The sequence below is a fragment of the Rhizobium pantanalense genome (assembly GCF_030182525.1).
In the GTDB taxonomy this organism is placed as follows: Bacteria; Pseudomonadota; Alphaproteobacteria; order Rhizobiales; family Rhizobiaceae; genus Rhizobium.
In genome coordinates this window covers 339768-363273 of the sequence record NZ_JAQJCH010000004.1, presented here as the reverse complement: position 1 = coordinate 363273, position 23506 = coordinate 339768, and the positions used below count along the sequence as shown (strand labels likewise).

Sequence of the window (23506 nt, the reverse complement as noted above, 5' to 3'; positions counted from 1 at the left end):
AGCATCCGACCATCATGTCATCATATTTTAGCGAGTGATGTTTTCGTTTCATGTGAAACATCGCCGCCAAAACCATTCAAAAAAGCCCCGCCTTTCATCCGAAATGGCGAGGCTTTCATTTTATTCTGCTTAACCCAGGAGGGTTGATAAACCGTAAATTGGTTTACAGATCCTTATGCAGCCTGCTTGCGCGGCTTGATGAGGCCACGGTTGACGAGCAATTCGGCGATCTGGATGGCATTCAGTGCGGCGCCCTTGCGCAGGTTGTCGGAGACAACCCAGAGGTTGAGACCGTTCTCGACGGTCGCATCTTCGCGGATACGCGAAATATAGGTCGCATCTTCGCCAGCGGATTCGTAAGGCGTGATGTAACCGCCGTTTTCGCGCTTGTCGATCACGAGGCAGCCGGGGGCTTCGCGCAGGATGTCACGGGCCTGATCGGCAGTGATCTCGTTTTCGAACTCGATGTTGACCGATTCCGAATGGCCGATGAAGACGGGGACACGGACGGCCGTGCAGGTGACCTTGATCTTCGGGTCGAGCATCTTCTTGGTTTCGGCCAGCACCTTCCACTCTTCCTTGGTGTAGCCGTCTTCCATGAAGACATCGATGTGCGGGATGACGTTGAAGGCGATGCGCTTGGTGAACTTCTTCGCTTCGATCGGGTCGGCGACGAAGACGGCGCGGGTCTGGTTGAACAGCTCGTCCATGCCGTCCTTGCCGGCGCCGGAAACCGACTGGTAGGTCGAGACGACGATGCGCTTGATCTTGGCGAAATCATGCAGCGGCTTCAGGGCCACGACGAGCTGCGCGGTCGAGCAATTCGGGTTGGCGATGATGTTGCGCTTGGTGAACTGCGTGACGGCATCCGGGTTTACTTCCGGAACGATCAGCGGCACGTCGGCGTCGTAGCGCCATGCTGAGGAGTTGTCGATGACGACGCAGCCCTGGGCGCCGATCTTCGGCGAAACCCTCTTCGAGACGTCGCCGCCGGCCGACATCAGGCAGATGTCGGTGTCGGAGAAATCGTAATTCTCAAGGTTGGAAACCTTCAGCGTCCGGTCCCCGAAGGAAACTTCGGTTCCCTGCGAGCGAGCCGATGCGAGCGCCACGACCTCATCGGCCGGGAAGCCGCGTTCGGCCAGGATATTGAGCATTTCGCGGCCGACATTCCCGGTCGCGCCCGCTACTGCAACTTTGAAACCCATTTCACAAGCTCTCTTTCTCTTCTCTCCTCTTGGGCGAGGGGGGAACCGCGGCCATAACGACCGGTTCCTGTCCCCGGCCGGGCCGGGGAGAGAGCGGCAGGCCAGAGACGTCAGACGGTTTTCGTCGTCGTTTTGGCCTTGGTTTTGGAAGAAACCGGAAAATAGACATCCCGCCCGGCACATTGCGCCAGGTGACTGAAGCTATCGAGCTGTTCGAAGCGAACCATGGAAGTCTTCCTTTTCCGTCGCCGGTTCTAAGATGTTTTCCACAGGAGTCAAGGATTTCCTCGCTAGCATCGGTACGGAAGCGAGGAAATCGAGTGCGCCGAAACCAGCCGTCAGCCTATCATGTTCGAAGGCGCGCCGGTTCGGCGTCAGCGATTGGACTTGCGGGTGGTTTCAAACAAGAACCAGGTGCGCCGCTCGGTCTCGTCAATCCAGTTTTCCAGAAGGCTGGCTGTAGCGACATCGCCGTACTCGTCGCAAACGTCGTGGACGGCCCGCATTTCGGCGGAAAGCTTCAGATTATCGTCCGCCAATTCGGCGAGCATGTCCTGCGGATCGACATATTCGGCATCATTATCCGGGATGCGCTGCAGCTTGGCGATCTGGCCGATCGACCGCAAGGTCGTTCCGCCGATCTTCCGGGCGCGCTCGGCCATCGGATCGGTCATCGCAAAAATCTGCTCGCCCTGCTCGTCGAGAAGCAGGTGATAATCACGGAAATGCGGGCCGCTCATGTGCCAGTGAAAATTCTTGGTCTTCAGATAGAGAGCAAAGACATCCGCCAGCAGGGCGGACAGCGCTGCGGAAATATCGCGTGTCGCGTCTTCGCTGAGATTGGTGCGAGTGCCCAATTTCGATTTGGTATTGGCGCTATTCATACAGACGTCCTCCATTTATTGTTCACGACAGCGACCGCCGGCGGATCTTAGGGGAGTTCCATGACATCAGCCGCTGCGTGGGATCGCATTGAAGACAGGATCGTTTTGAAATCTCGCAGCCGAAATACCGCCTTGCGACATGGTGACTGCGTTGCTTAAGCGGAAAACCCGAACATATTCATTAAATAGGAAATTGGGGCGGTTTGGCAATTGCTTGCTAATGTATAGGCGCGGCGTGCAGGCATGCCGCGCCGCCGATGCCGCCTTCTTGTCGGAGGGCGGCATCGGCATGGGCGACTACTTCAGGCCACCGCCGACATAGATGGTTTCGCCGGTCACCCAGGCGGCGTCCTGCGATGCGAGGAAAACTGCGACCGGGGCGATATCCGTCGGCTGGCCGAGGCGGCCGAGGGGCGTCTGGGAGACGAGATGCTTCTCGAAGTCGCTGCCGATGACGCCTGCCGCAACGACACCCTCTGTTTCAACGCCGCCCGGCGCCAGGTTGTTGACCCGGATATTCCGCGGCCCGAGCTCTTTGGCGAGGATCTTGGTGATGGAATCGACGGCGGCCTTGGTTGCCGTATAGACGGAGGCAGTCGGCAAGTTCATGCTGACGGCGTTGGAGCCGATGTTGATCACATTTCCACCTTCCGGGCCGAAATACCTGACGGCTTCCCGCGTGGTCAGCAGCGTGCCCAGCACGTTGATATTGAATTCACGGTGGAATTCTTCCTCGGTGAACTCCTCAATTGTCGCGAATTGATAGACGCCGGCATTGTTGACGAGGATATCGACGCGGCCGAAGGCTTGCTTGGTCTCAGCGAAGAGGCGTTTGACGTCTTCGGCTTTGGAAACGTCGCCGTGCACGGCGAGCGCCTTGCCGCCTTTGGCGGTGATTTCGGCTACCACCCTGTCGGCGCCCTCGCGGCTCGAGGCATAGTTGACGACGACGGCTGCGCCCGCCTCGCCCATCGCCTTGGCGATGCCGGCGCCGATGCCCTTGGATGCTCCGGTCACGATCGCGACCTTGCCTGTCAGTTTGCTCATGTCATTTTCCTTCGAAAAACTTAGACAGTTTTACAATCATCAAATCGGTTGGCGCATGCGACCCGAAAACCGATCGCACCGTCGCTTTGATATTTAGATAATCATCTAACTGATACAAGAGCCGGAGCGAGAAATGCCGATGGTGTGGAATCGGATGGTCAGATCTTGGAAAGTTCCGCCATATAGGCGTTCAGCGTATCGCGTCGCAGCACGAGGTTGGCGAACTTGCCTTCGCGCTGGATCTCGATGAGCCCGGCATTCTCCAGTTCCTTGATGTGATGCGACATCGTTGCGGCGCTAACAGCGTGGCATTCATTCAGAAGGCTGCAGGGCGTAGGCACGGTTCGCGTGCCGATCTCTTTCAGAATCTGCACACGTCGCGGTTCGGCAAGTGCCCGGGAAATCAATCCCATCTGCCTTTCGCTTAAACGTATTGGCCCGGCATCCATGGTGTTCATCGCAAACGAAATCGGGTTGACCGTCTTCGGCCATCCCTACCCTGCCAGATATATGAATGCGAGAGGGGCTTGGCAACCTTTGCGTTGTAGCGCAGGCCGGCTCAGGAATCGGTCTCGCGCAGCTTGCTGCTTTTAAGGAGTGGCAAGCGCGGCGTCGGCCAACCGGCGGCATTGATGCGGAAGAGCAGGCCGTAGCGTGAATAGACGATCGCCATCATGAAGGCAAACCAGCCGCCGAGCGCCAGACCGGCCACCACGTCGCTCGGATAATGGGCGCCGACCATGACGCGGGTGATCGCCAGCCATAGGGCGCAGGCGGCGAAAACATAGCGATAGCGCGGAAACAGGAAGGCAAGCGCCACGAACAGAGCGCCGATGGTCGTGGCATGGCCGGAGGGGAAGCTTTCGAAGCTGGCACGGCCATTGAAGGGCGAAAAACCGAAGGGTCCCCAATCGGCAAAATGCGTCGGGCGGGCGCGGCCGATGGCGCGCTTCAGCACGTTGGCAAGGATGCCTGAAAGCGCCACGGTCGTCAGGAGATAGCCGCCGATCTGGCAGATGCGCAGTGCCTGGCAGCGACAGCGCTGCGCATGCAGCAGTTTGCTGCCAGCCCAGCCTTCGAAAAACAGGAAGGCGCTGATGAGGAGGATCCATCCGGAATCGCCGAAATCCGTCAGCATTCCGCCGACGAAGCGAATGGAGGGCGACAGGCTTTTGAGGGTGGCGCCGACAGGCCAATCGAACAGGAGAGCTGAGAGAAGGACGATATTGGCGGTCAGAAAAAGGCAGATTTTCCAATGTGATGGTGCAAATGCGGCATCGCTTCGCCGCCAACGCCGGTCGAGAGACGTCAAGATCGCCTGCATAATCAGTGCCTATGTCGATTTCCAATCAGCTGTACGACTAGCAGGCTCCTGTAACAGTATTTTTAAGATCGCCGGTATCGGTCTGCCGATTCGGGCCTCGCTGTTGGCTCGTCGTATTCGATAAAAACCCCGCGCTGCTCTGCAGAACGGGGTTCCATGTTTCACGTGAAATATATCAGGCGACTTATGCCGAGAGAGCCTTGAATTCGGCAAGAATTGCGTCGCCCATTTCGGCAGTGCCGACCTGGCGGCTGCCTGCCGACATGATGTCGCCGGTGCGGATGCCGCTGTCGAGCACGTTGGCGATCGCCTTTTCCAGTGCATCGGCCTCGGCGACGAGGCCGAAGGAGTAACGCAGGCACATGGCGAAGGAAGCGATCATGGCGATCGGGTTGGCGATGCCCTTGCCGGCGATATCGGGGGCGGAACCGTGCACGGGTTCGTAAAGCGCCTTGCGCTTGCCGGTCTTGGCATCGGGGGCGCCGAGCGAAGCCGAGGGCAGCATGCCGAGCGAGCCGGTCAGCATGGCGGCGACGTCGGACAGCATGTCGCCGAACAGGTTGTCCGTCACAATAACGTCGAACTGCTTCGGCTGGCGAACGAGCTGCATACCGCCGGCGTCGGCCAGCATATGCTCGAGCTGCACGTCGGAATATTTTTCCTTATGCGTGGCGGTGACGACCTGGTTCCAGAGCACGCCCGACTTCATGACGTTGCGCTTTTCCATCGAGCAGACTCGGTTGTTGCGGGTACGCGCCAGTTCGAAGGCGACGCCGGCAATGCGCTCGATCTCATAGGTGTCGTAGACCTGGGTGTCGATGCCGCGCTTCTGGCCGTTGCCGAGGTCGATAATTTCCTTCGGCTCGCCGAAATAGACACCGCCCGTGAGTTCGCGCACGATCAGGATGTCGAGACCCTCGACCAGTTCCGGCTTCAGCGACGAAGCCGATGCCAGCGCCGGGTAGCAGATGGCCGGGCGCAGGTTGGCGAAGAGCTGCAGATCCTTGCGCAGGCGCAGCAGGCCGGCTTCCGGGCGCACTTCATAGGGAACGCTGTCCCACTTCGGGCCGCCGACGGCGCCGAAGAGCACGGCGTCGGCAGCAAGCGCCTTTGCCATGTCTCCTTCGGAAATGGCGGCGCCATGCGCATCGTAAGCGCTGCCGCCGACAAGGCCTTCGTCCGTGACAAAGCCGGCATTCTTCGCTTCGTTCATATAGGCGATGATCTTGCGAACTTCGCCCATGGCCTCTGGGCCGATGCCGTCGCCCGGCAGGAGGAAAAGATTGCGAACTGTCATGGGAAAGCCTCCGCGAAAGAAAAAGTTGCGGGGTTTTTAGACCTGCAAATGCGGCTTTTCAAGCGAGGAGGGACCGAAACGGTACGGTTTTCGGTTTTGAGACTAGTCACCCACCCTTGAACCACGAGGGTGGGTGACTTGCGTTGTTTATCCTTATTCAGCCAGCCCGAGCGAAGTGAGATAAGCTGCAGATGCCTGGATCTTGGATTTGTCCTTGATCTCAATGATCAGGCGCGGATTGCTGTTAAGCTTGGCAAGAGCAGCAAAGACGGCGCGCCAATGGATATTGCCTTCGCCGAGGCTCCAGTGGCGGTCGGCATAGCCGTCCGCATCTTGCAGGTGGACATGCTGCAGGCGGTTGCCGGCGGCGTGGACGTAGTAGTCGACCGGCGGAGCGCCGGTATAGCCATGGGCGTAATGGGCGTGGCCGGTGTCGATCGAAACGGCGACGGCGGGCGAATTGAAGCTGTCGGCGAGGCCGACGCGGATATGGGGATCCTTGTCCTCGATATTCTCGATGACCATGGTGAGCCCGATGTCTTCGGCGCGCTTGACGGCCTCTTTCAGCGTCAGATGCGTGTACTCGATGATCTTCTCGCGCTCGCCCTTGTTGTTGTCGAGGTTATTGTAGGACCACGACGTATAGGGGCTATGGATGACCATCTGCGTGGCGCCGATATTGGCGCAGACGTCGAGTGCCTGCAGCAAGCGCTTAGTGACGACGGTGCGGACGTCTGGGTCCTGCGAGGCAATGACAAAGCCCCAGAACGGGCCGTGGATGCCGAGCCGGCCCTGATGGCCGTCGAGCAGCTTGCGGGCGCGCTCGGCCAGCGGAGCCCAGTCGCCGTTGAGGACTTCGGCTTCGACGAAGCTCTGCAACTCTAGGTCACGCGGCTTTTCGAGCAACCAGTTACGATGGATTTCGACGTCGTCGAGCGTCATGGCTGCGCCGACAATGGGAAGGGAGGTCATGGAGGCTCCATTGCGTGGAGGAAATTTAAGGGCGGGAGAGAGGCCGCAAGGGTCTCGGCGGCCTGTATGGACCTGCTTTTTGTCGATCATATTACAGCGGGTGGAAAAGATGATGTTCCGTCTCCGGGATTTGCGTTTTCCGCTCCTGGGTGTCGCAGCCGCGGATAGTTCCCTCTTCTCTCCGCAGGCGGCGGGCGTTTCGGCATGAAAAAAGCCGGGCGCAAGGCCCGGCTTCGAAACGTGAAATAGAGATAAAGCCGATCAGGCGGCCCAGGGGCGCGACGCCGCGTTCGTCTTTTCGAAATTATCGATCGCGGAGGATTTTTCCAGCGTCAGGCCGATATCGTCGAGGCCGTTCAGCAGGCAGTGACGCTTGAACTCGTCGAGTTCGAATTTCAGCGAGCCGCCGTCCGGGCCAGTGATTTCGAGGTTTTCCAGATCGACCGTCAGGATGGCGTTGGAGCCGCGCGAGGCGTCGTCCATCAGCTTGTCGAGATCTTCCTGGCTGACCTTGATCGGCAGGATGCCGTTCTTGAAGCAGTTGTTGTAGAAGATGTCAGCGAAGCTCGTCGAGATGACGCAGCGGATGCCGAAATCGAGCAGTGCCCAGGGCGCATGCTCGCGCGAGGAGCCGCAGCCGAAATTGTCGCCGGCAACGAGGATCTTGGCGTTTTGATAAGCCGGCTTGTTCAGCACGAAATCCGGGTTCGGAGAACCATCTTCATTATACCGGGCTTCAGCGAAGAGCCCCTTGCCAAGACCCGTGCGCTTGATGGTCTTCAGATAATCCTTCGGGATGATCATGTCGGTATCGACATTGACGACCGGGAGGGGTGCTGCGACACCGGTCAACTTCACGAACTTGTCCATGGGTCCTGCCTTCATTCTCGTCTAAGCACGAATTATCCTGCCAATAGAGCAAATCCGGCCCGAAATGAAGGAGAATCTTGGGAATGCCCTAAAATGCGGCGTCTTTGTTGCCATACCCTTCAAGAGATGGCCTGAAATGGACACGTCAGCGGCGAATGGGCCACCTGCCCTGCTTTCAATTTCAGAGATCGATGATGGTGCCGCGACCGTCGTTCCAGATGCGCATTTCGCGCTGGCCGTTCGTCTTCGCCTTGGCGCGCACCGGTGCCGGCTTCATACGCAGCGAAATCGCGCGGGCCGCCATCAGCACAGTCAGGATAGCGCCGACAGCAAGTGTGACCGAAACGGTCAGCAGGGCCATGGCTGCAAACACGGTGATACCGGCAAGCGCAATGAACAGGGAACGAATATTCTGCATGGTCGAGACCTCTCTACACCAAGCAATGTGGTCTTCATCTCTGTCATCTGCAAGAGGAGCATGGCTTTTTGTTGACTTGCCTGTCGATTAAAAGCGCGGCAAAACGGCACAATGAGCCAATCTGCGAGCCCAACCCCCCCTTCCCGTCCCGCCCGTCTGCGCCGATCGGTCTTGAGCGTTCCCGCCAGCAATCGACGCGCGCTGGACAAGCTTTCGAGCCTCGATTGCGACGCGGTCATCTTCGATCTCGAGGATTCGGTTTCGCCGGAGAAAAAGGCCGAGGCGCGGGAGATCCTACGAGCCTTCTTTGCGGCCTCACCGCTGCCAGGCAAGGAGCGGATCATCCGCATCAATGCGCTTTCCTCGAACTTCGGTGCCGATGATCTGGCGCTGGTCGTGGAGCTGGAGCCGGATGCGGTCTTGCTGCCGAAGGTAGGCGAGCCTCAGGACGTGACTGCTGTCAGTGACCGGCTTGCGGAAGCCGACGCGCCTGAGGATTTGCGTATCTGGGCCATGATCGAGACGCCGCGCGGCATCCTGAATGCGGCCGCGATCGCCGAGGCCGGGCGCACCGCCGGCAGCCGGCTCGATTGTTTTGTCGTCGGTCTCAACGACCTTAGGAAGGAAACGGGCGTCCTGCCGCAGCCCGGTCGCCCCTATCTCGTACCCTGGCTGATGCAGGTGATATTGGCTGTCAGTGCTTATGGCCTCGAGGCGATCGACAGTGTCTTCAACGATTTCAAGGATACCGAAGAATTCGCGGTAGAATGCGGCCAGGGGGTCGCCATGGGCTTTGCTGGCAAGATGCTGATCCATCCGAGCCAGATCGAAGCCGCCAACCGGCATTTTGGCCCGGCCGAGGCTGCCATCATCGAGGCCGAAGCCATCATTGCCGCTTTTGCAGAGCCAGGCGCCAACGCCCTGAATGTCGTGAATCTTGGCGGGCGGATGGTGGAGCGGCTGCATCTTGTCCAGGCGGAAAGACTCGTCCATAAAGCTCGCCTGATCGCGCAACGCTCCTCAGGTGCCGCCGCAACGCCCCGTAGCGATGTCTGATGGCAAATACACGAAAGATGCCCTGATGAAACTCTACCGCTTCCTGACCGGTCCCGATGACGCTTCCTTCTGCCACAAAGTGAGTGCGGCGCTGAACAAGGGCTGGGAGCTATACGGCTCGCCGACCTATGGCTTCAATTCTGCAAGCGGGCGGATGGAATGCGGCCAGGCCGTCGTCAAGGACGTGGCCGGTAGGGATTACGATCCGGATATGAAGCTTTCCGAGCAGTAAGCGCCGGCTGAAATTCTCATTCTTCCCGACCGTCTTGCGGCCGGAACCGATATCAGCGATCCGTCGCTTCCTCGGCGCTCGCCTCGATGCGCTCCATATCCTCGTCGCTCAGGCCGAAATGGTGGCCGATCTCATGGATCAGGACATGGGTGATGATGTCGCCGAGGGTTTCTTCGTTTTCAGCCCAGTAATCGATGATCGGCCGGCGATAGAGGCGGATCTTGTTGGGCATGTCGCCCGTCTGGGCGGTAAAGCGCTCCGAGATGCCGCGGCCTTCGAAGAGGCCGAGCAGGTCGAAGGGGGTTTCCAGCGCCATGTCCTCGAATACCTCGTCATCCGGGAAATCCTCGATGAGGATGACGAGATCACCGGTGAGCGAACGGAATTCGTCCGGCAGGTGGCTGTAAGCCTCCATTGCCAGGGATTCGAATGTGCTGATGGAGGGCGAGTGGCGATCCCGCCAATCTTCGCTCTGGTCGACGCGAGCCATGAATATTCCTTCCTTGGCTGGTCATATAGAGACTTTGCGCCGCTTTTACGAGTGTAGATTGCGGCAGAGGAATATTTTCTCATGAAATGGTGTTGACTCTTTTCGCAAGCTCTGGAATCCATAAGAACATAACAGGAACATTATCGATCTGGAGTGAACGTCATGGCCGAGGCTGCCGTGGCGCGGGAAACGCTTTTTGCCCTGCGTGAAACCATTGCCCGACTGGAAGGCAGGCCGATCCCGGCACTGGCGGCCGCGGCGCATGAGACGCTGGCAGACAAGCCGGCGAGGCAGGCGGCTGGTATTGCGAAGTCCCTGCCGAAGCAAACTGGGTTCCTTCCGATCGGTGTCGGCGAGCTCGATGCGGCGCTGCAAGGCGGTCTGCCGCTCGATGCGCTGACGGAAATCCGTTCGCTTGGCCTGCGCGATGCCGGGGCCGCAAGCGGTTTTGCCCTAGCGCTTGCCGCGCGGCTGCATGCGCAAGCGTCGGATACGGTCGCGGCCAAGTCTCCGGTTCTGTGGATCGGCGATACGGTCGCGACGATGGAGGCGGGTCTGCCCTATGCCATCGGCATCAGCGATTTCGGGCTGGAGCCCCAGGCTTTCCTGCAGGCGTCACCGCGCAAGCTGGATGATGCGCTCTGGGTGGCGGAAGCAGCTCTTGGCAGTGCTGCCTTTGCCGTCGTCATTCTGGAAGTACGCGGCAACCCCGCTCGTTTCGGCCTGACCGAAAGCCGGCGGCTTGCGCTGAGGGCCAAGGCGGCGGGACGGCCCTTGTTTCTGTTGCGACAGGGAGGCGAGGAGGAAGCAAGCAGCGCTCTCTTCCGCTTTTCCGTCGAACCCGCGCCGGCGCCGGCGCGGCCCCTGCCGGACGGATCGGTGCTTGGCGGCAGTATCGGTCATCCGGCCTTTCGTCTGACCTTGGAAAAGAGCCGAAACCCGGCACCTCTTTCCATAACCTTGGAGTGGAATGCCCATGACCGCCGCTTTGCCCCTGTCTCCGATGTTCAGCACCCTGCCTTTCCCGGCGAACACGCAGCGCATTCTGGCGCTGACCTTTCCGCATCTGCCGACCGACCGGATCGCACGCAAGCGCTGGGGTCTGTCCTGGCGTTCGACAGGCAGGCTTGAAGCGCCGCCGCTCGCCTGTGCCGGCAAGCTCAACAATGCCATGCGGCTGACCGCGCTCAACGAACGGGCTGAAATGATCGGCTTGAAACAGGGGCAGGGCGTGGCCGAGGCAAAGGCGATCTGTCCCGATCTCGATGTCGTCGAGGAGGATCCGGCGGCGGATCGCAAGCTTCTGGAAGCGATCGCCGACTGGTGTGACCGTTATACGCCGCTGGTGGCGATCGACGGCAAGGACGGGCTGTTTCTCGACATTACCGGCTGCGCCCATCTCTTCGGCGGTGAAGAGGCGCTGCTCGAGGATGTCTTGATCCGGATTTCCCGGCTGGGCTTCGATGTGCGCGGCGCCATTTCCTCCGCACCCGGCCTCTCTTGGGCCGTTGCCCGCTTTGACGAGAGCCGTATCGTTCCGCCGGAGGCCATGGAAGAGGCATTGGCATCGCTGCCGGTCGCATGTCTTCGGCTTGGCGAGGAGACTATTGCAGCCTTGCAGAAGATGGGCCTGAAGCAGGTGGGCGATCTTCTGGCCGCACCACGAGCGCCGCTTGCCCGCCGGTTCGGCGCACAGCTGCTGCTGCGGCTCGATCAGGCCGTCGGTCTGGTCGAAGAGCCGATTTCGCCGCGCCGCCCGGTCGCGCAATTGTCGGCCGAGCGACGGCTGGCCGAGCCGGTGCAGGCCGAAGAGGATATTCTTCAGCTTGCCCGCCAGCTCGCCGAAAGCCTGAAGCTGGGGCTAGAAGCCCGCGGCATCGGCGGCCGATCCTTCGAGCTCCTGCTCTTCCGTGTGGATGGTGCGGTCTTCCGCATCGCGGCCGGCGCGTCGCAGCCGCTGCGGGAGCCGAGCCGGATCGCCAGCCTGTTCGCGGAACGCTTCGGCGCCATTCATGACGATCTCGATGTCGGCTACGGTTTCGAAATTATCCGCCTCAATGTGCTTCAGCATGCGCCTTTTGATGCAATGCAAGGCGATTTTGTCGGAGAAGACCGTCAGGAAGGCTCGCTTGCCGCCTTTGTCGATCGCGTGGCCGCGCGCCTGGGGCCGGACTGTCTGCAAGGATTCGAGCTGCGGCAGAGCCATATTCCCGAACGGGCTGTGCGGCCGATACCAGCCATGGGCCTTCTCGCTTCTCGGCGGCGGACAGGTCAGGAAGATGCCGGGTCTGGCTTTTTCCGCAGCGAACGGCCGCTACGGCTGTTTCGCATGCCGGAGCTGGTCGAAACCATCGCTGCTGAAGTACCTGAAGGTCCGCCCCGGCAATTCCGCTGGCGACGGGTCATGCATCGGGTCAGCCGGGCCGAAGGGCCTGAGCGGCTTTCGGCGGAATGGTGGGTCGAGGAAAAGGAAGAGCCTGTCCGCGATTACTTCCAGATCGAAGATGAAGAAGGCCATCGTTTCTGGTTGTTCCGCAAGGGGCTCTATGGCCGAGGCGGTACGACACCAGACTGGTACATGCATGGGGTCTTCGCATGAACGCGCGCCCGAGCTTCCACGAATCCGTGCCCTTCTTCGAGATCGGGGTCAGAACGAATTTCTCCTTTCTCGAAGGCGCCTCGCATCCGGAGGAAATGGTGATGCAGGCCGCCCTCCTGAAATTGTCCGGATTTGGGATTGCCGATCGCAATTCGGTTGCCGGCGTCGTCAAGGCGCATGCGCATACCAAGCTTCTCTGGGAAAAATACAAGGAGGGCATTGAGAAGAACCTGGAGCTTCAAGCGAAGGGCAAGTCAGAAAAGCCGCTTCTGAAGCCGGTCCCTTTCCAGCCAGGAGCGCGCCTGGTGTTTTCAGACGGCATGCCTGACATTCTTGCCTATCCGGAAAACCGAAAGGGCTGGGCGCATCTCTGCCGGCTGCTGAGCGCCGGTAATCTGCGCGGCGAAAAAGGCGTATGCATTCTCAATGAAAGCGACCTCATGGAATGGGGTGACGAGATGATGCTGGCGCTTATTCCCGATGCTGAAAGCGTCGAGACGCAAGAGGGGCAGGAAAAGCTGGAGCAATGCCTGAAGCGGTTATGGATGCGCTTCGGGCGAAAGTTCCACATGGTCCTGTCGCCGGCCTATGACGGGCGGGACCGAATGGTCTTCGCCACGCTTTCCATCCTGGCGCAGCGCAATGGCGTGCGGTTGATCGCCAGCAATCAGCCGCTCTATCATGCGACCGAACGCAAGCCGCTTGCCGATATCGTCGTTTCGATCCGCGAGCATGTGCCGATCGCCGAGGCTGGCTTCAGGCTGGCGGCGAATGCCGAGCGCTACATGAAGGACGCTGCCGAGATGGCGCGCCTCTTCAGGGATTATCCGAAGGCTATCGCTAATACTCAGAGGTTTTTTAGCCGGCTTTCTTTTTCGCTGGACGAGCTGAAACATAATTATCCCGACGAAAGCGTTCCTGGAGAGACCGTTGCGGAAACACTGAAGCGACTGACGTGGGAGGGCGCCGAGTGGCGCTTTCCTGAAGGGATCCCGCCAAAGGTCTCGATGCAGATCGAGCACGAGCTCAAGCTCATCCGGGAGCGGCAATATGAGCCTTATTTCCTGACGGTGCACCGCATCATGGAGTTTGCCCGCAGTGCGAATATCCTATGCCAGGGACGCGGATCGGCAGCCAATTCGACCGTCTGTTATTGCCTCAGGATTACTGAGGTCAATCCTGAAATAACAAGCTTGCTTTTCGAGCGTTTCATCTCGACAGAACGCGAGGAGCCACCTGACATCGATGTCGATTTCGAGCATGAGAAGCGTGAAGAGGTTATCCAGTTCATCTACAGGCATTACAAAAAGGAGCATGCGGGGCTGACGGCGGCAGTCACCAGCTATCGGGCGCGCTCGGCTGGCCGCGAAGTGGCGAAAGCCTTCGGTCTGTCGGAGGATGTGCAGTCCGCTCTTGCGAGCGGCGTCTGGGGCTGGTCAACGGAGGAGCTGTCCGAGCGAGAGGCGAAGATTGCCGGCCTCGATCTCAAGAACAAGACGACACGCAACGTCCTTTCTTATGCCTCGACGCTGATGGGGTTTCCGAGGCACCTGACCCAGCATGTCGGCGGCTTCGTCATCACCCGGGATCGGCTGGATGAGGTCGTGCCGATTATGCATACGGCAATGGACGATCGCTATATGATCGAGTGGAACAAGGACGATCTCGACAACCTCAACATCTTGAAGATTGACGTGCTCGCGCTCGGCATGCTGACCTGCCTTGCCAAGGCCTTCGACCTACTGCTGCTGCATTACGATGTGAAGAAGCAGCTCTCCGACCTTGGCAGCGGTGAATACCCCGACCGGTTCCCGGTCTATGACATGATCTGCCGTGCCGATACGATCGGCGTCTTTCAGATCGAAAGCCGGGCGCAGATGAGCATGCTGCCGCGTCTTCGGCCCCGCAAATTCTATGATCTGGTCATCGAGGTAGCGATCGTCCGTCCCGGGCCCATTCAAGGAGACATGGTTCATCCTTACCTCAAGCGGCGGGATGACGATCTTCACAAGCGGCCGATCGAATATCATCGTCCGGAGTTGAAGGCTGTTCTGGAGCGAACTTTGGGGGTGCCGCTGTTTCAGGAACAGGCGATGCAGATCGCCATCACCGCAGCTGGATTTTCGCCCGCCAAGGCCGATCGGCTGCGCCGATCCATGGCGACGTTCAAGCGAACGGGGAGGGTCGATGAATTCAAGACGGATCTGGTTTCGGGCATGGTCGCGAATGGCTATCCTCAGGACTTTGCCGAACGCTGTTTCAGCCAGATCGAAGGTTTCGGCGAGTATGGTTTTCCCGAAAGCCATGCGGCCTCCTTCGCTCTGCTCGTCTACGCCTCCTCATGGCTCAAGGCCTATTATCCCGATGTCTTCTGTGCGGCGATCCTCAACGCCCAGCCGATGGGCTTCTATGCCCCGGCACAGTTGGTGCGTGACGCACGCGAGCATGGCGTCGAGGTGCGGCCGGTGGATATCAATCGTTCCGGCTGGAATTGCCTGCTGGAGAAGGCGTCTTTCGATCGGGGTGCGGTCGAGCCGCGCCACGCATCGATGCGCGGGATTATCAAGACGCAATGCGCCGTCCGTCTCGGCTTCCGGCAGGTCAAGGGTTTGTCCGAAGACGAGATGAGGCAGCTCGTCGAGCGTCGGGGCGACGGCTATCGGTCGGTGCGTGATCTCTGGCTGCGCTCCGGTCTTGCCAAGGCGCAGATCGAGCGCCTGGCGGATGCGGATGCGTTCGGCTCCATCGGCTTGAGCCGGCGGGAAGCGCTATGGGCCGTGCGGGCGCTCGATGCCAGCAGCGCTGCCGAAAAGCTTCCTCTCTTCGATCTCGGCGATTATGCGGAGCTGCAGGTCGAACCGGCGGTTGCGTTGCCGGAAATGCTGCCCGGAGAGCAGGTCATCGAGGATTACCGCTATCTGTCGCTATCCTTGAAGGCGCATCCGGTTTCCTTCCTGCGCGCCGATTTCGCCCGGCAGGGCATCGTGCAAAGCCGGGATTTGCCCGGTATCGCCAGCGGCCGCATGGTGACGATCGCCGGCTTGGTGCTGGTACGCCAGCGGCCGGGTTCGGCCAAGGGAGTGATCTTCATGACCCTGGAGGATGAAACCGGCGTCGCCAATGCGATCGTCTGGCGGAAAAAATTCGAGAAATACCGCGCCATCGTCATGGGTGCGCGGCTGGTGAAGATCCGTGGCCGGCTGCAGAGCGAGAGCGGCGTCATCCATGTGGTGGTCGATCATATCGAGGACATGACGCCGGCGCTTGGCATTCTTCAGCGCGAGGCACGGCGTTTTGGCGTCAGCGATCGAGCGGATGAGGCGCTGCGGCCGACCATGGATGTCAGACAGAAGAAGGAGAAGTCCCCTCTGTTGCCGCGTGGAACCGCTGCCGGGGCAGCGGCGGAAGGCCGCAGCAATGGTGCCGAAACGGCCAGAGTCATGCCGCGAGGTCGCAATTTCCATTGAAATTCCGGCCTCCGCATCCCCGGCGGAGGCCAATGACCTCATCGGCGGACGAGATTCGAATCGTTTCTTTCTTGACAAAGAGCGTCTTCTTTAGCAGATAACAAGACAGCGGATGTCATGTTTGACGGGCTGAGCGAAGAATGCTGGTTTGCAGTTGTAATTACATCACCGACAAAGAAATCCGGGACGTCATCAACGAACTCCTTGATCAGGACTGTTGGCAGCTCATCGTTCCCGCCAAGGTTTATCACGCGATGGAAAAGCGCGGCCGTTGCTGTGGCTGCTTCCCGAATGTCGTTGATATCATTATACAGACAACCCAAGATTATCATGCCCGTCGCCACTCGACGGAAGCGGAAATATTTGATTTCATGTCCCGCCTGAAAAAATTCCATGAAGACAACAGGAGAGCGGACATTGAAAGGCGACAAAAAAGTCATCGAGCGGCTTAACGAGGCGCTGTTCCTCGAGCTTGGCGCAGTCAACCAATATTGGGTTCACTATCGACTCCTCGAAGATTGGGGCTACACCAAGCTTGCCAAGAAGGAGCGCGCAGAATCCATCGAGGAAATGCAGCACGCCGATCGCCTCGTCGCCCGCATCATCTTTCTCGAAGGTCATCCCAACCTGCAGACGCTGGCGCCGCTGCGCATTGGTCAGAATGTCAAGGAAGTGCTGGAAGCCGATCTCGCCGGCGAATACGATGCCCGCACCGCCTACAAGAAATCCCGCGATATCTGTCACGATGCCGGCGATTATGTTTCCATGAAGCTGTTCGAAGAGCTCTTGGCGGACGAGGAAGGCCATATCGACTTCCTCGAAACCCAGCTCGAACTGCTCGGAAAAATCGGTGAAGCCAAATACGGCCAGCTCAACGCCGACTCTGCCGATTCCGCTGAATAATCGATACCAGAGCGGTTCAGCTTTTCACGGAAACTCTGAACCGCTCTATCTTTTTGTTTTCCGGCAATTCCGGACGGAAAACCGCTACGCAATTTTCCTGGAATTGCTCTAGAAAACCGGCCGCTTTGCGGCCGGTTCTTTCGTTCAGTCTTCGGCCTTCAGGCCGGCCAGATGGCTGAACTCCGAAACCACCTGCTCGTAGACCGATCGCTTGAATGCAACGATCAGGCCGGGAAGCTCGGCCATTGGCTTCCACTCCCAAGCATTGAATTCCGGTTCATGGCCGCCCGGCGGAGGATTGATGGCAATCTCGCTCTCGTCGCCCTCGAAGCGGAAGGCGAACCAGCGCTGCGTCTGGCCGCGGTATTTTCCCCTGAGGCCGATGCCGATCAGCTGTGGCGGCAGGTCGTAATTGATCCAATCCTTCGCTTCCGCGAGCAAGGTCACGGTTTTCATGCCCGTTTCCTCATAAAGCTCGCGATAGGCGGCCTTCAGCGGATCTTCGCCCTCATCTATGCCGCCCTGCGGCATCTGCCAAAGCTGGGGCGAGCCATCATACTCGGAATTGCCGTCCGGAATGCGGCGGCCGGCCCAAACCAGGCCGTCCCGGTTCAGGATCATAATGCCGACACAAGGGCGGTAGGGCAGGTCTTCGGCTCTTACGGGCGCGTGGGGCGTGCTCATTTCTCTCTCCAGGGGTCAGCCCGGGCAGCCGGGCCAGAGGTCAGGGATGTTTCGGGTCGTCGGCAAGCGCCGAGACGGCGACGATTTCAATGCCGCGCATGGCGGCCTCCTCGCTCCATTTGCTGATGGCATCGACACTCTCGTCGAACGCCGAGGCCACGCCGATCGCGGAGCCATTGCGGCGGGCAATGCGCTCGAGTTCGTCGAGTTTCCTGAGGATCGCGTCCTGCTGCAGTTCTCCGTCGAGCTGGATATCGGCGAAAGCATGCGGCACTTCCAGTGTCTTGGTGAGCATTCCGGATTTGGATTGCGCCGAAGAGCCATCATCCAGGAATAGCAGGCCGCGCTTTCCAATATCGCGCAGCACCGGTTCCATGGCACCGGGATTGGCGAGGAAGCGGCCGCCGAGATAGTTCATGACACCGGTATAATTGGTGATCTTGCCCATCGCCTTGTGCAGGTTATCGATGTTCTTTGCAGCCGAAAGCGAGGTTAGCAGCGTATCCGGGCCGGGATTGTTGCTGGGATAGTCGAAGGGTTCGAACGGTACCTGGATGAGGATCTCATGGCCGCCGCGCCGCGCCTCCTGCATCCAGCGCTGCAGGCTGTTGCCGCTGACGGCAAAAGCAAGGGTGATTTCTTCCGGCAGCTTCTCGATGGCGCGCTGGGTACCGGTCTGGCTCAATCCAAGGCCGCTGACGACGATAGCGATGCGGGTACCGCGCGCGCCGGACCAGGGCCGCGCATATTGATCCATCGGTCGCAGGCCGCTCGGCGAGGTGATCGGCAGCTTGCCGAAAGGAGAGTCCTCCAGCAGGCTGTCATTCGGCGTTGCCGCCATGCGCGGGTCTTGGCCCACCTGATTGGCGTTGATCAGGACCGGGCCGCTGCCATCACGGTTGTTCGGGCTGAACATGGTGACGACCGAACCGTCGCCGGTAACGATGCGTGTGGTATTGGCGCCGGATTGCGGATCGACCTGGGTTAGCCCGGTCTGTCCGGTTTGCCCAACCGCAGCCGCCTTAGTCTCGGCTGGAGGAGCCGGATCTTCCTTCTTTGCCGTCTCGACCGGCTGGGTCTTTTGTAGGTGATCGCGCAAAAGCGCCGAATAGAGAGAAAAGCCGGCGATCGCGATCAGGCAGAAGCCGCCGAGAATGCGTCCAAAAGGTATGGAGCGCCGCTGGCGGCCGGGGCGGCGGTTCTGTCCCAACGGTGCATGCAAATCCGTTCCCAAGTTCCAATCCACCCCAAGCGGAAAACTTTATCGGCCTCGAGCATATCGCTCACGGCGAAGCGGAAAAATGCCCACGGCACTCAAAGCGCTAAAACATGAACAAAATTGTTTCTGAGAGACGCCGGATTCATACGGAATTGAGGCCGGCGGAGACGACCGGAACGATACACTTTGTCCCGCTCCCTCATCATGAAAGCGCCGGGTCTGTTTCCAGCCCGGCGCCAATCCTTACTTGGAGGAAACCGCCTTTTCGGGGTTCGGCGGGAAGGCCGGATCGGTCTTCGCGCCACGCAGCAGGTCGAGCGCGTAGTTGAGCTGGATATCGTCCTTCGGATCCGGCGGCACGTAGGCCGAAGAGCCGGAGCCCTTGTCGGTCTCGCTCTGGCCCTTGATGTGGCCCGGCAGGCTGGATTCGCCTTCCGTCGTCAGCTTGCCCTTCAAATCGTCGGGCAGCGGCTGGTCGACCTTGACATCGGGCGTGATGCCCGTGCCCTGGATCGAACGGCCCGACGGCGTGTAATAGAGCGCCGTCGTCAGACGTAGGGCGCCATTGCCATCACCGAGCGGAATGATCGTCTGGACGGAGCCCTTGCCGAAGGACTGGGTGCCGAGCACCGTGGCGCGACGCAGATCCTGCAGGGCACCGGCGACGATTTCCGAAGCCGAGGCCGAGCCGCCATTGATGAGCACGATGATCGGCTTGCCGTCGGTCAGATCGCCTGGGGTGGCGTTGAAGCGGCGGGTCTCGTCCGGATTGCGGCCTCGGGTCGAAACGATCTCGCCGCGCTCCAGCACGTCGTCGGCAACGTTGATTGCCTGGTCGAGCAGGCCGCCCGGGTTGAGGCGCAGGTCGAGGACGTAGCCCTTCAGCTTGTCGGCCGGGATATCCTTCTTGATCTTAGCGATCGCGGCTTCGAGATCTGGCGTGGTCTTTTCTGTGAAGGAGATGATGCGGATATAGCCGACATCGCCACCTTCCTCGCGCGACTTGACGGCGGCAACGGCGATGACATCACGGATGACCGTAAGCTCGATCGGCTTGTCGACGCCCTTGCGTATCAAGGTGAGCTTGATTGGTGTCTTGACCGGGCCGCGCATCTTTTCGACGGCGTCTTCCAGCTTCAGCCCGCGGACCGACTGGCCGTCGATGGCGGTGATATAGTCGCCGGCAAGGACACCGGCCTTGGCAGCCGGCGTATCGTCGATCGGGGTAATGACCTTGACGAGATCGTTGTCCATCGTCACTTCGATGCCGAGACCGCCGAACTCACCCTTGGTCTGGGTGCGCATGTCTTCCGCATCCTTGGCGTTCATGTAGCTCGAATGCGGGTCCAGCGACGATAACATGCCGTTGATGGCGGCTTCGACGAGCTTGTCTTCCTGGGGAGGGGTCACATACTGCGCGCGGACGCGCTCAAAGACATCGCCGAAAATCGACAACTCCTTATAGGTGGAAGTGCCAGCGGCTTCCGCCGGCGCTACCGCCGAGTAGATAACGCCCATCGCGGTCGCACCCATCAATGCGCCGACGAGAACAAGAGAAGCCCTACGTATCATTGCGTGCCTTTCCAGTGTCTTTGGAGGTCCACCAGGGCCGAGAATCGACTGGTTTTCCATCTTTTCGGAATTCAATGTAAAGCGTTGGCCGATCCGTTTCCAGCGCCAATGCGGTCGCGCTCGCGACTCTTTTCTGGCCCATCGTGGCAAGCGGTTCGCCAGCGAAGACGAATCTGCCAGGGCGCGTCTTGATCGCGTCCATGCCCGACAGCACCATGTGATAGCCGTCGCCCGTATCCAGGATGATCATCTGTCCGTAGCTGCGAAACGCGCCGGCGTAGACGACCGTGCCGTCGGCGGGAGCCGTGACCAGTGCTTCCGGGCCGGTCGCGACGGTCAGTCCCATCGCGGTGTGGCCGGTGCCATCGTCGTCGCCGAACTGGCGGAGAATATCGCCCGCCACGGGCAGCTCCAACTTTTTCTTCAGGTCTGAAAATGGATATGCGGGCGTAATGCGGTTTTTATCGGGCACGCCGTTCTCGGCAAGGGCTTTCGCCTGCTCGCGCTGCTGTTCGGTCATCTGCGCGCGGCGCGCTTCTTCCGCGCGGGCAGCAGCGGCAGCGTCCCGCACTGAGCCGATCTGACTTTCCAGCGAGGCGACGAGCCCTTCCAGGCTGGTTGCCTGACCGGCCAGCTCCTCCGCGCGCTTGCGCTCCGCCTCAAGCTGAGTGGCGTTTTCCTTGCTGTGCTTGTCATTTTCCGCAATCAGCAGATCCATGCGCCGCTCCTCCTCCAGACTGTTGGTCATGGTGGTGGTGAAGCTCGCCTTTTCGGCGGCGGTATCGGCTTGCAACTTGCTGAGATCGGTCAGATCGGCGATGAGCTTGTCCGTCTCCTTGCGCATTCCGGGCACGACGGCGCCAAGAAGAATGGCGCTGCGCACCGAGGCGAGCGCATCGTCCGGCGTGACCAGCAAAGCGGGTGGCGGATTGCGTCCCATGCGCTCCAGGGCGCCGAGAACCTCGGCTAGCAGCGCGCGGCGTTGGTGCAGCGAGGCACGGATCTTGTCTTGCCTGACGGCTAGGTTCGTCAGCGTCTTCTCGCTTTGCTGGATCTTGCGGTCCAAATCCTTGCGGCGGGCGGCACTGTCGATCAGCGCCTGGCGTAGGCTTTCGGTGCTCTTGTCGAGAGAGGCGATGCTGTCTTCCAGTTCCTTCGTCTTGCCGGACGAAAGGCTGATCGTCTTTGAAAGCGCATCGAGCTGCGCGCGGGTCTCATCGCGCTTGCGCGCAAGGTCTGCCGCCGGGTCAGGGGTTTCCTGTCCAGGTGCCGATGCCGTCGCGGAAGGGCGATCGTCAGGCGCTTGCGGCGCGATGGCATCCGCTTCCTGCGCGACGGCGACGTCCTCCCGAGAGAAAGGGCCTGCCATATAGGCGCCCACGCCGAGCATTGCCGCCAAAGCTGGCAGCACGATACGCGAGAGCATGGGCGGGGCTTTTCTCATCCAGTCGGTTCAGCCTGGTCCCTTCGGATCGCGCGAAAATAAGCTGATTTGCCGCAATCATCCAGGAAGCATCGTCATTTTCAGGGCGGGAATCAAAACACGCCTGTGTGAGCGTTTCGTTAACGCAAAAACGGGGAAAGCCAAACTGTTTTCAAAACGGATGGAGCAATCACACCCGGTGGTAGGGGTGTCCGGAGAGGATGGTCACGGCGCGGTAGAGCTGTTCGGCAATCAGGATGCGCACGAGCTGGTGCGGCCAGGTCAGCTTTCCCAGGCAAATGGTCATGTCGGCCTTGTCGTAGAGGGCGGGGTCGAGGCCATCGGCGCCGCCGATGGCAATCGTCAGGTCGCGCTTGCCCTGATCGCGGTATGTTCCGAGCATGGCGGCGAAGGCTTCACTGTCGAGCGCCTTGCCGCGTTCATCGAGAAGAATGAGGACACCGCCTTCAGGATGCGCCTTTTGCAAGAGGCCCGCTTCTTCACGCTTGCGGGTCTCGCTGTTGGAAGCGCGGCTTTCGGCAACCTCGGTCATGCGCGCCATTTCCAGGCCGATGGCCGGGCCGGCCTTGGCGAAACGGTCAAGATAGCGAGCCGCAAGATCCTTTTCCGGGCCGGCTTTCAGCCGTCCCACCGCAAAAAGACCTATCCGCATCCCCGCTCCCACGCATATCCGCCCTCATGGCGGCACAAAACGAAACTCTTGCCGGGAGTTCATCTCCGGCGATGTAAACCTGCACACGGGGGCCGGGAAGGCGCCCTTGGATCCTTGCGCATTCCGGGCGGAAAACCGCTGCGCAGTTTTCCTGGAAATGCGGTCGCTCCGCTAGTGCAGCGTGCCTTCGTCGAGATCGGGTGCTGCCCACATCTTTTCGATGTTGTAGAACTCGCGGATCTCAGGTCTGAAGACGTGAACGATGATGTCGCCGGTGTCGATCAACACCCAGTCGCCGCCATCGAGACCCTCGACGCGGGCATTGCCGAAGCCCTCGTCCTTGAGATCGGTCATGAGATGGTCGGCAATCGCCAGGACATGGCGGTTCGATCGGCCGGAGACGACGACCATGTAGTCTCCAAGCGCAGACTTGCCAGCAATGTCGATGGTGACGATATTTTCGGCCTTGGAATCCTCGAGGCTTGCGAGGACGGCTTGCAGGGCGCGGGCAGCGGCATCGGCGCCACGTTCCGAGCTCTTCGGGATAACGACAGGCGTTCTTCCCTTGGCGTGTACTGTTGTCAGTGCTCTTCCTTCCTTGAGTAACAGAACATGCACGTGAGTGATCTGAGTCGATCACGTTATAAAGATAGGCATCAAAGCATTAAGGTTTCAAGACGCAGGCGGCCATCTTGAGGCGTTGAAGACAAGGATTTGTGTCCGAATAGGGCGCTTTCGCACCAGATATGGGCGAATATTCGTGCCGAAGACAAAAATCAGCCTTCCTGGCGCACTCCATCGACAAGAATAAGGTTGCGGCTGAGCGCCTGATCGCGGACCTCGAGGGCATGCGCATATTCCGGCGAGCGATACCAAGCTCTTGCTCGTTCCAAATCCGGAAACTCGACGATCACGATCGCACGCGGCGACCAGTCGCCTTCCAGCTTTTCGATCGGGCCGCCGCGGACGAGATAATGCCCTCCATAGTGGGCGATCGAGGCGGCTGCGCGGGTCCGGTAGGTCTGGAAGGCCTCGGCATCGCTCACCGTGACATCGGAGATGATATAAGCCGGCATTGTTTTTCCCATCCGTGCGGCGACAAAGAACTCGCGCCACTCCTGTTTGGAAGGGCGCCATTGTATTGGAAATCAGATAGGCGGTTACCGTC

24 protein-coding genes and 1 pseudogene are annotated in these 23506 nt (G+C 59.9%); 7 read left to right on the top strand and 18 right to left on the bottom strand.

Going from position 1 to position 23506, the window contains the following annotated elements; translation table 11 throughout:
- Positions 1–173 precede the first annotated feature (173 nt).
- The 9 genes from PH558_RS13590 to PH558_RS13550 all read right to left on the bottom strand — a co-directional run bounded on the left by PH558_RS13590 (position 174) and on the right by PH558_RS13550 (position 8020).
- Complete coding sequence (locus tag PH558_RS13590; protein WP_095433374.1) at positions 174–1208, bottom strand: aspartate-semialdehyde dehydrogenase; 1035 nt, start codon at positions 1206–1208, stop codon at positions 174–176.
- A gap of 374 nt (positions 1209–1582) precedes the next feature.
- The gene (locus PH558_RS13585) at positions 1583–2092 is read right to left on the bottom strand and encodes a Dps family protein (RefSeq protein WP_095436101.1); all 510 of its coding nucleotides are present in this window, start codon (positions 2090–2092) and stop codon (positions 1583–1585) included.
- A gap of 297 nt (positions 2093–2389) precedes the next feature.
- Entirely contained in the window at positions 2390–3139 is a 750-nt protein-coding gene (locus PH558_RS13580) for an SDR family NAD(P)-dependent oxidoreductase (RefSeq protein WP_095433372.1), read from the bottom strand.
- 158 nt (positions 3140–3297) lie between these two features.
- Positions 3298–3552: an ArsR/SmtB family transcription factor gene (locus tag PH558_RS13575; RefSeq protein WP_095433371.1), complete on the bottom strand. Its 255-nt coding sequence runs from the start codon at positions 3550–3552 to the stop codon at positions 3298–3300.
- Between the two features lie 146 nt (positions 3553–3698).
- Positions 3699–4463: a lipid A 1-phosphatase LpxE gene (gene lpxE, locus PH558_RS13570; RefSeq protein WP_285204876.1), complete on the bottom strand. Its 765-nt coding sequence runs from the start codon at positions 4461–4463 to the stop codon at positions 3699–3701.
- Positions 4464–4647: 184 nt separating this feature from the next.
- On the bottom strand, positions 4648–5760 hold the full coding sequence (gene leuB / locus PH558_RS13565) for a 3-isopropylmalate dehydrogenase (protein ID WP_095433369.1): 1113 nt from the start codon (positions 5758–5760) through the stop codon (positions 4648–4650).
- A gap of 153 nt (positions 5761–5913) precedes the next feature.
- Positions 5914–6732: a sugar phosphate isomerase/epimerase family protein gene (locus PH558_RS13560; protein WP_285204875.1), complete on the bottom strand. Its 819-nt coding sequence runs from the start codon at positions 6730–6732 to the stop codon at positions 5914–5916.
- A gap of 261 nt (positions 6733–6993) precedes the next feature.
- Positions 6994–7602, bottom strand: coding sequence for a 3-isopropylmalate dehydratase small subunit (gene leuD / locus PH558_RS13555; RefSeq protein ID WP_113408492.1), 609 nt, complete (start codon positions 7600–7602; stop codon positions 6994–6996).
- 181 nt (positions 7603–7783) lie between these two features.
- Positions 7784–8020, bottom strand: coding sequence for a hypothetical protein (locus PH558_RS13550; RefSeq protein WP_069613878.1), 237 nt, complete (start codon positions 8018–8020; stop codon positions 7784–7786).
- Between the two features lie 111 nt (positions 8021–8131).
- On the opposite strand from PH558_RS13550, the gene PH558_RS13545 reads away from it, so the two are divergent.
- On the top strand, positions 8132–9076 hold the full coding sequence (locus tag PH558_RS13545) for an HpcH/HpaI aldolase/citrate lyase family protein (RefSeq protein ID WP_285204874.1): 945 nt from the start codon (positions 8132–8134) through the stop codon (positions 9074–9076).
- Positions 9077–9101: 25 nt separating this feature from the next.
- On the top strand, positions 9102–9308 hold the full coding sequence (locus tag PH558_RS13540; RefSeq protein ID WP_113408564.1) for a DUF1737 domain-containing protein: 207 nt from the start codon (positions 9102–9104) through the stop codon (positions 9306–9308).
- Positions 9309–9360: 52 nt separating this feature from the next.
- Here PH558_RS13540 and PH558_RS13535 read toward each other — a convergent pair whose 3' ends face one another.
- Positions 9361–9798, bottom strand: coding sequence for a metallopeptidase family protein (locus PH558_RS13535; protein WP_069611396.1), 438 nt, complete (start codon positions 9796–9798; stop codon positions 9361–9363).
- Positions 9799–9960: 162 nt separating this feature from the next.
- Between PH558_RS13535 and PH558_RS13530 the strand changes: the two genes are divergently transcribed.
- The 3 genes from PH558_RS13530 to PH558_RS13520 are packed head-to-tail and all read left to right on the top strand — an operon-like array spanning position 9961 to position 15864.
- Positions 9961–10929 (top strand): ImuA family protein, encoded by a 969-nt coding sequence (locus PH558_RS13530; protein WP_285204873.1) that lies wholly within the window; start codon positions 9961–9963, stop codon positions 10927–10929.
- A 40-nt stretch (positions 10930–10969) separates the two neighbouring features.
- Positions 10970–12397 (top strand): Y-family DNA polymerase, encoded by a 1428-nt coding sequence (locus PH558_RS13525; RefSeq protein ID WP_285205022.1) that lies wholly within the window; start codon positions 10970–10972, stop codon positions 12395–12397.
- Positions 12394–15864 carry an error-prone DNA polymerase gene (locus PH558_RS13520; protein ID WP_285204872.1) on the top strand — a complete coding sequence of 1157 codons (3471 nt, stop codon included), beginning with the start codon at positions 12394–12396 and terminating at the stop codon, positions 15862–15864. Before PH558_RS13525 ends, PH558_RS13520 begins: the two co-directional genes overlap by 4 nt.
- Before the next feature lie 38 nt (positions 15865–15902).
- Here the strand turns inward: PH558_RS13520 and PH558_RS13515 are convergent, their stop codons facing one another.
- On the bottom strand, positions 15903–16157 hold the full coding sequence (locus tag PH558_RS13515) for a hypothetical protein (RefSeq protein ID WP_244575291.1): 255 nt from the start codon (positions 16155–16157) through the stop codon (positions 15903–15905).
- Between PH558_RS13515 and PH558_RS13510 the strand changes: the two genes are divergently transcribed.
- Positions 16044–16316 carry a (2Fe-2S)-binding protein gene (locus PH558_RS13510; protein WP_244575290.1) on the top strand — a complete coding sequence of 91 codons (273 nt, stop codon included), beginning with the start codon at positions 16044–16046 and terminating at the stop codon, positions 16314–16316. The genes PH558_RS13515 and PH558_RS13510 overlap by 114 nt on opposite strands.
- Positions 16282–16767, top strand: a complete 486-nt coding sequence (bfr, locus tag PH558_RS13505) for a bacterioferritin (protein ID WP_069611399.1) — start codon at positions 16282–16284, stop codon at positions 16765–16767. Before PH558_RS13510 ends, bfr begins: the two co-directional genes overlap by 35 nt.
- A 144-nt stretch (positions 16768–16911) precedes the next feature.
- Here the strand turns inward: bfr and PH558_RS13500 are convergent, their stop codons facing one another.
- From PH558_RS13500 to PH558_RS13470, 7 genes and pseudogenes are all read right to left on the bottom strand, one after another.
- A complete protein-coding gene (locus PH558_RS13500; protein ID WP_095433361.1) occupies positions 16912–17451 on the bottom strand; it encodes an RNA pyrophosphohydrolase in 540 nt (179 codons plus the stop codon).
- 40 nt (positions 17452–17491) lie between these two features.
- A complete protein-coding gene (locus tag PH558_RS13495; RefSeq protein ID WP_285204871.1) occupies positions 17492–18685 on the bottom strand; it encodes a divergent polysaccharide deacetylase family protein in 1194 nt (397 codons plus the stop codon).
- A 228-nt stretch (positions 18686–18913) separates the two neighbouring features.
- Positions 18914–20242: a S41 family peptidase gene (locus PH558_RS13490; RefSeq protein ID WP_113408498.1), complete on the bottom strand. Its 1329-nt coding sequence runs from the start codon at positions 20240–20242 to the stop codon at positions 18914–18916.
- The gene (locus PH558_RS13485) at positions 20232–21668 is read right to left on the bottom strand and encodes a murein hydrolase activator EnvC family protein (protein ID WP_285204870.1); all 1437 of its coding nucleotides are present in this window, start codon (positions 21666–21668) and stop codon (positions 20232–20234) included. The genes PH558_RS13490 and PH558_RS13485 overlap by 11 nt, the downstream gene beginning before the upstream one ends.
- 187 nt (positions 21669–21855) lie before the next feature.
- A complete protein-coding gene (rlmH, locus tag PH558_RS13480; protein WP_047634055.1) occupies positions 21856–22338 on the bottom strand; it encodes a 23S rRNA (pseudouridine(1915)-N(3))-methyltransferase RlmH in 483 nt (160 codons plus the stop codon).
- A gap of 171 nt (positions 22339–22509) precedes the next feature.
- Positions 22510–22952 (bottom strand): annotated as a pseudogene (gene rsfS / locus PH558_RS13475) (ribosome silencing factor).
- 162 nt (positions 22953–23114) lie between these two features.
- The gene (locus tag PH558_RS13470) at positions 23115–23414 is read right to left on the bottom strand and encodes a DUF1330 domain-containing protein (protein WP_285204869.1); all 300 of its coding nucleotides are present in this window, start codon (positions 23412–23414) and stop codon (positions 23115–23117) included.
- Positions 23415–23506 lie beyond the last annotated feature (92 nt).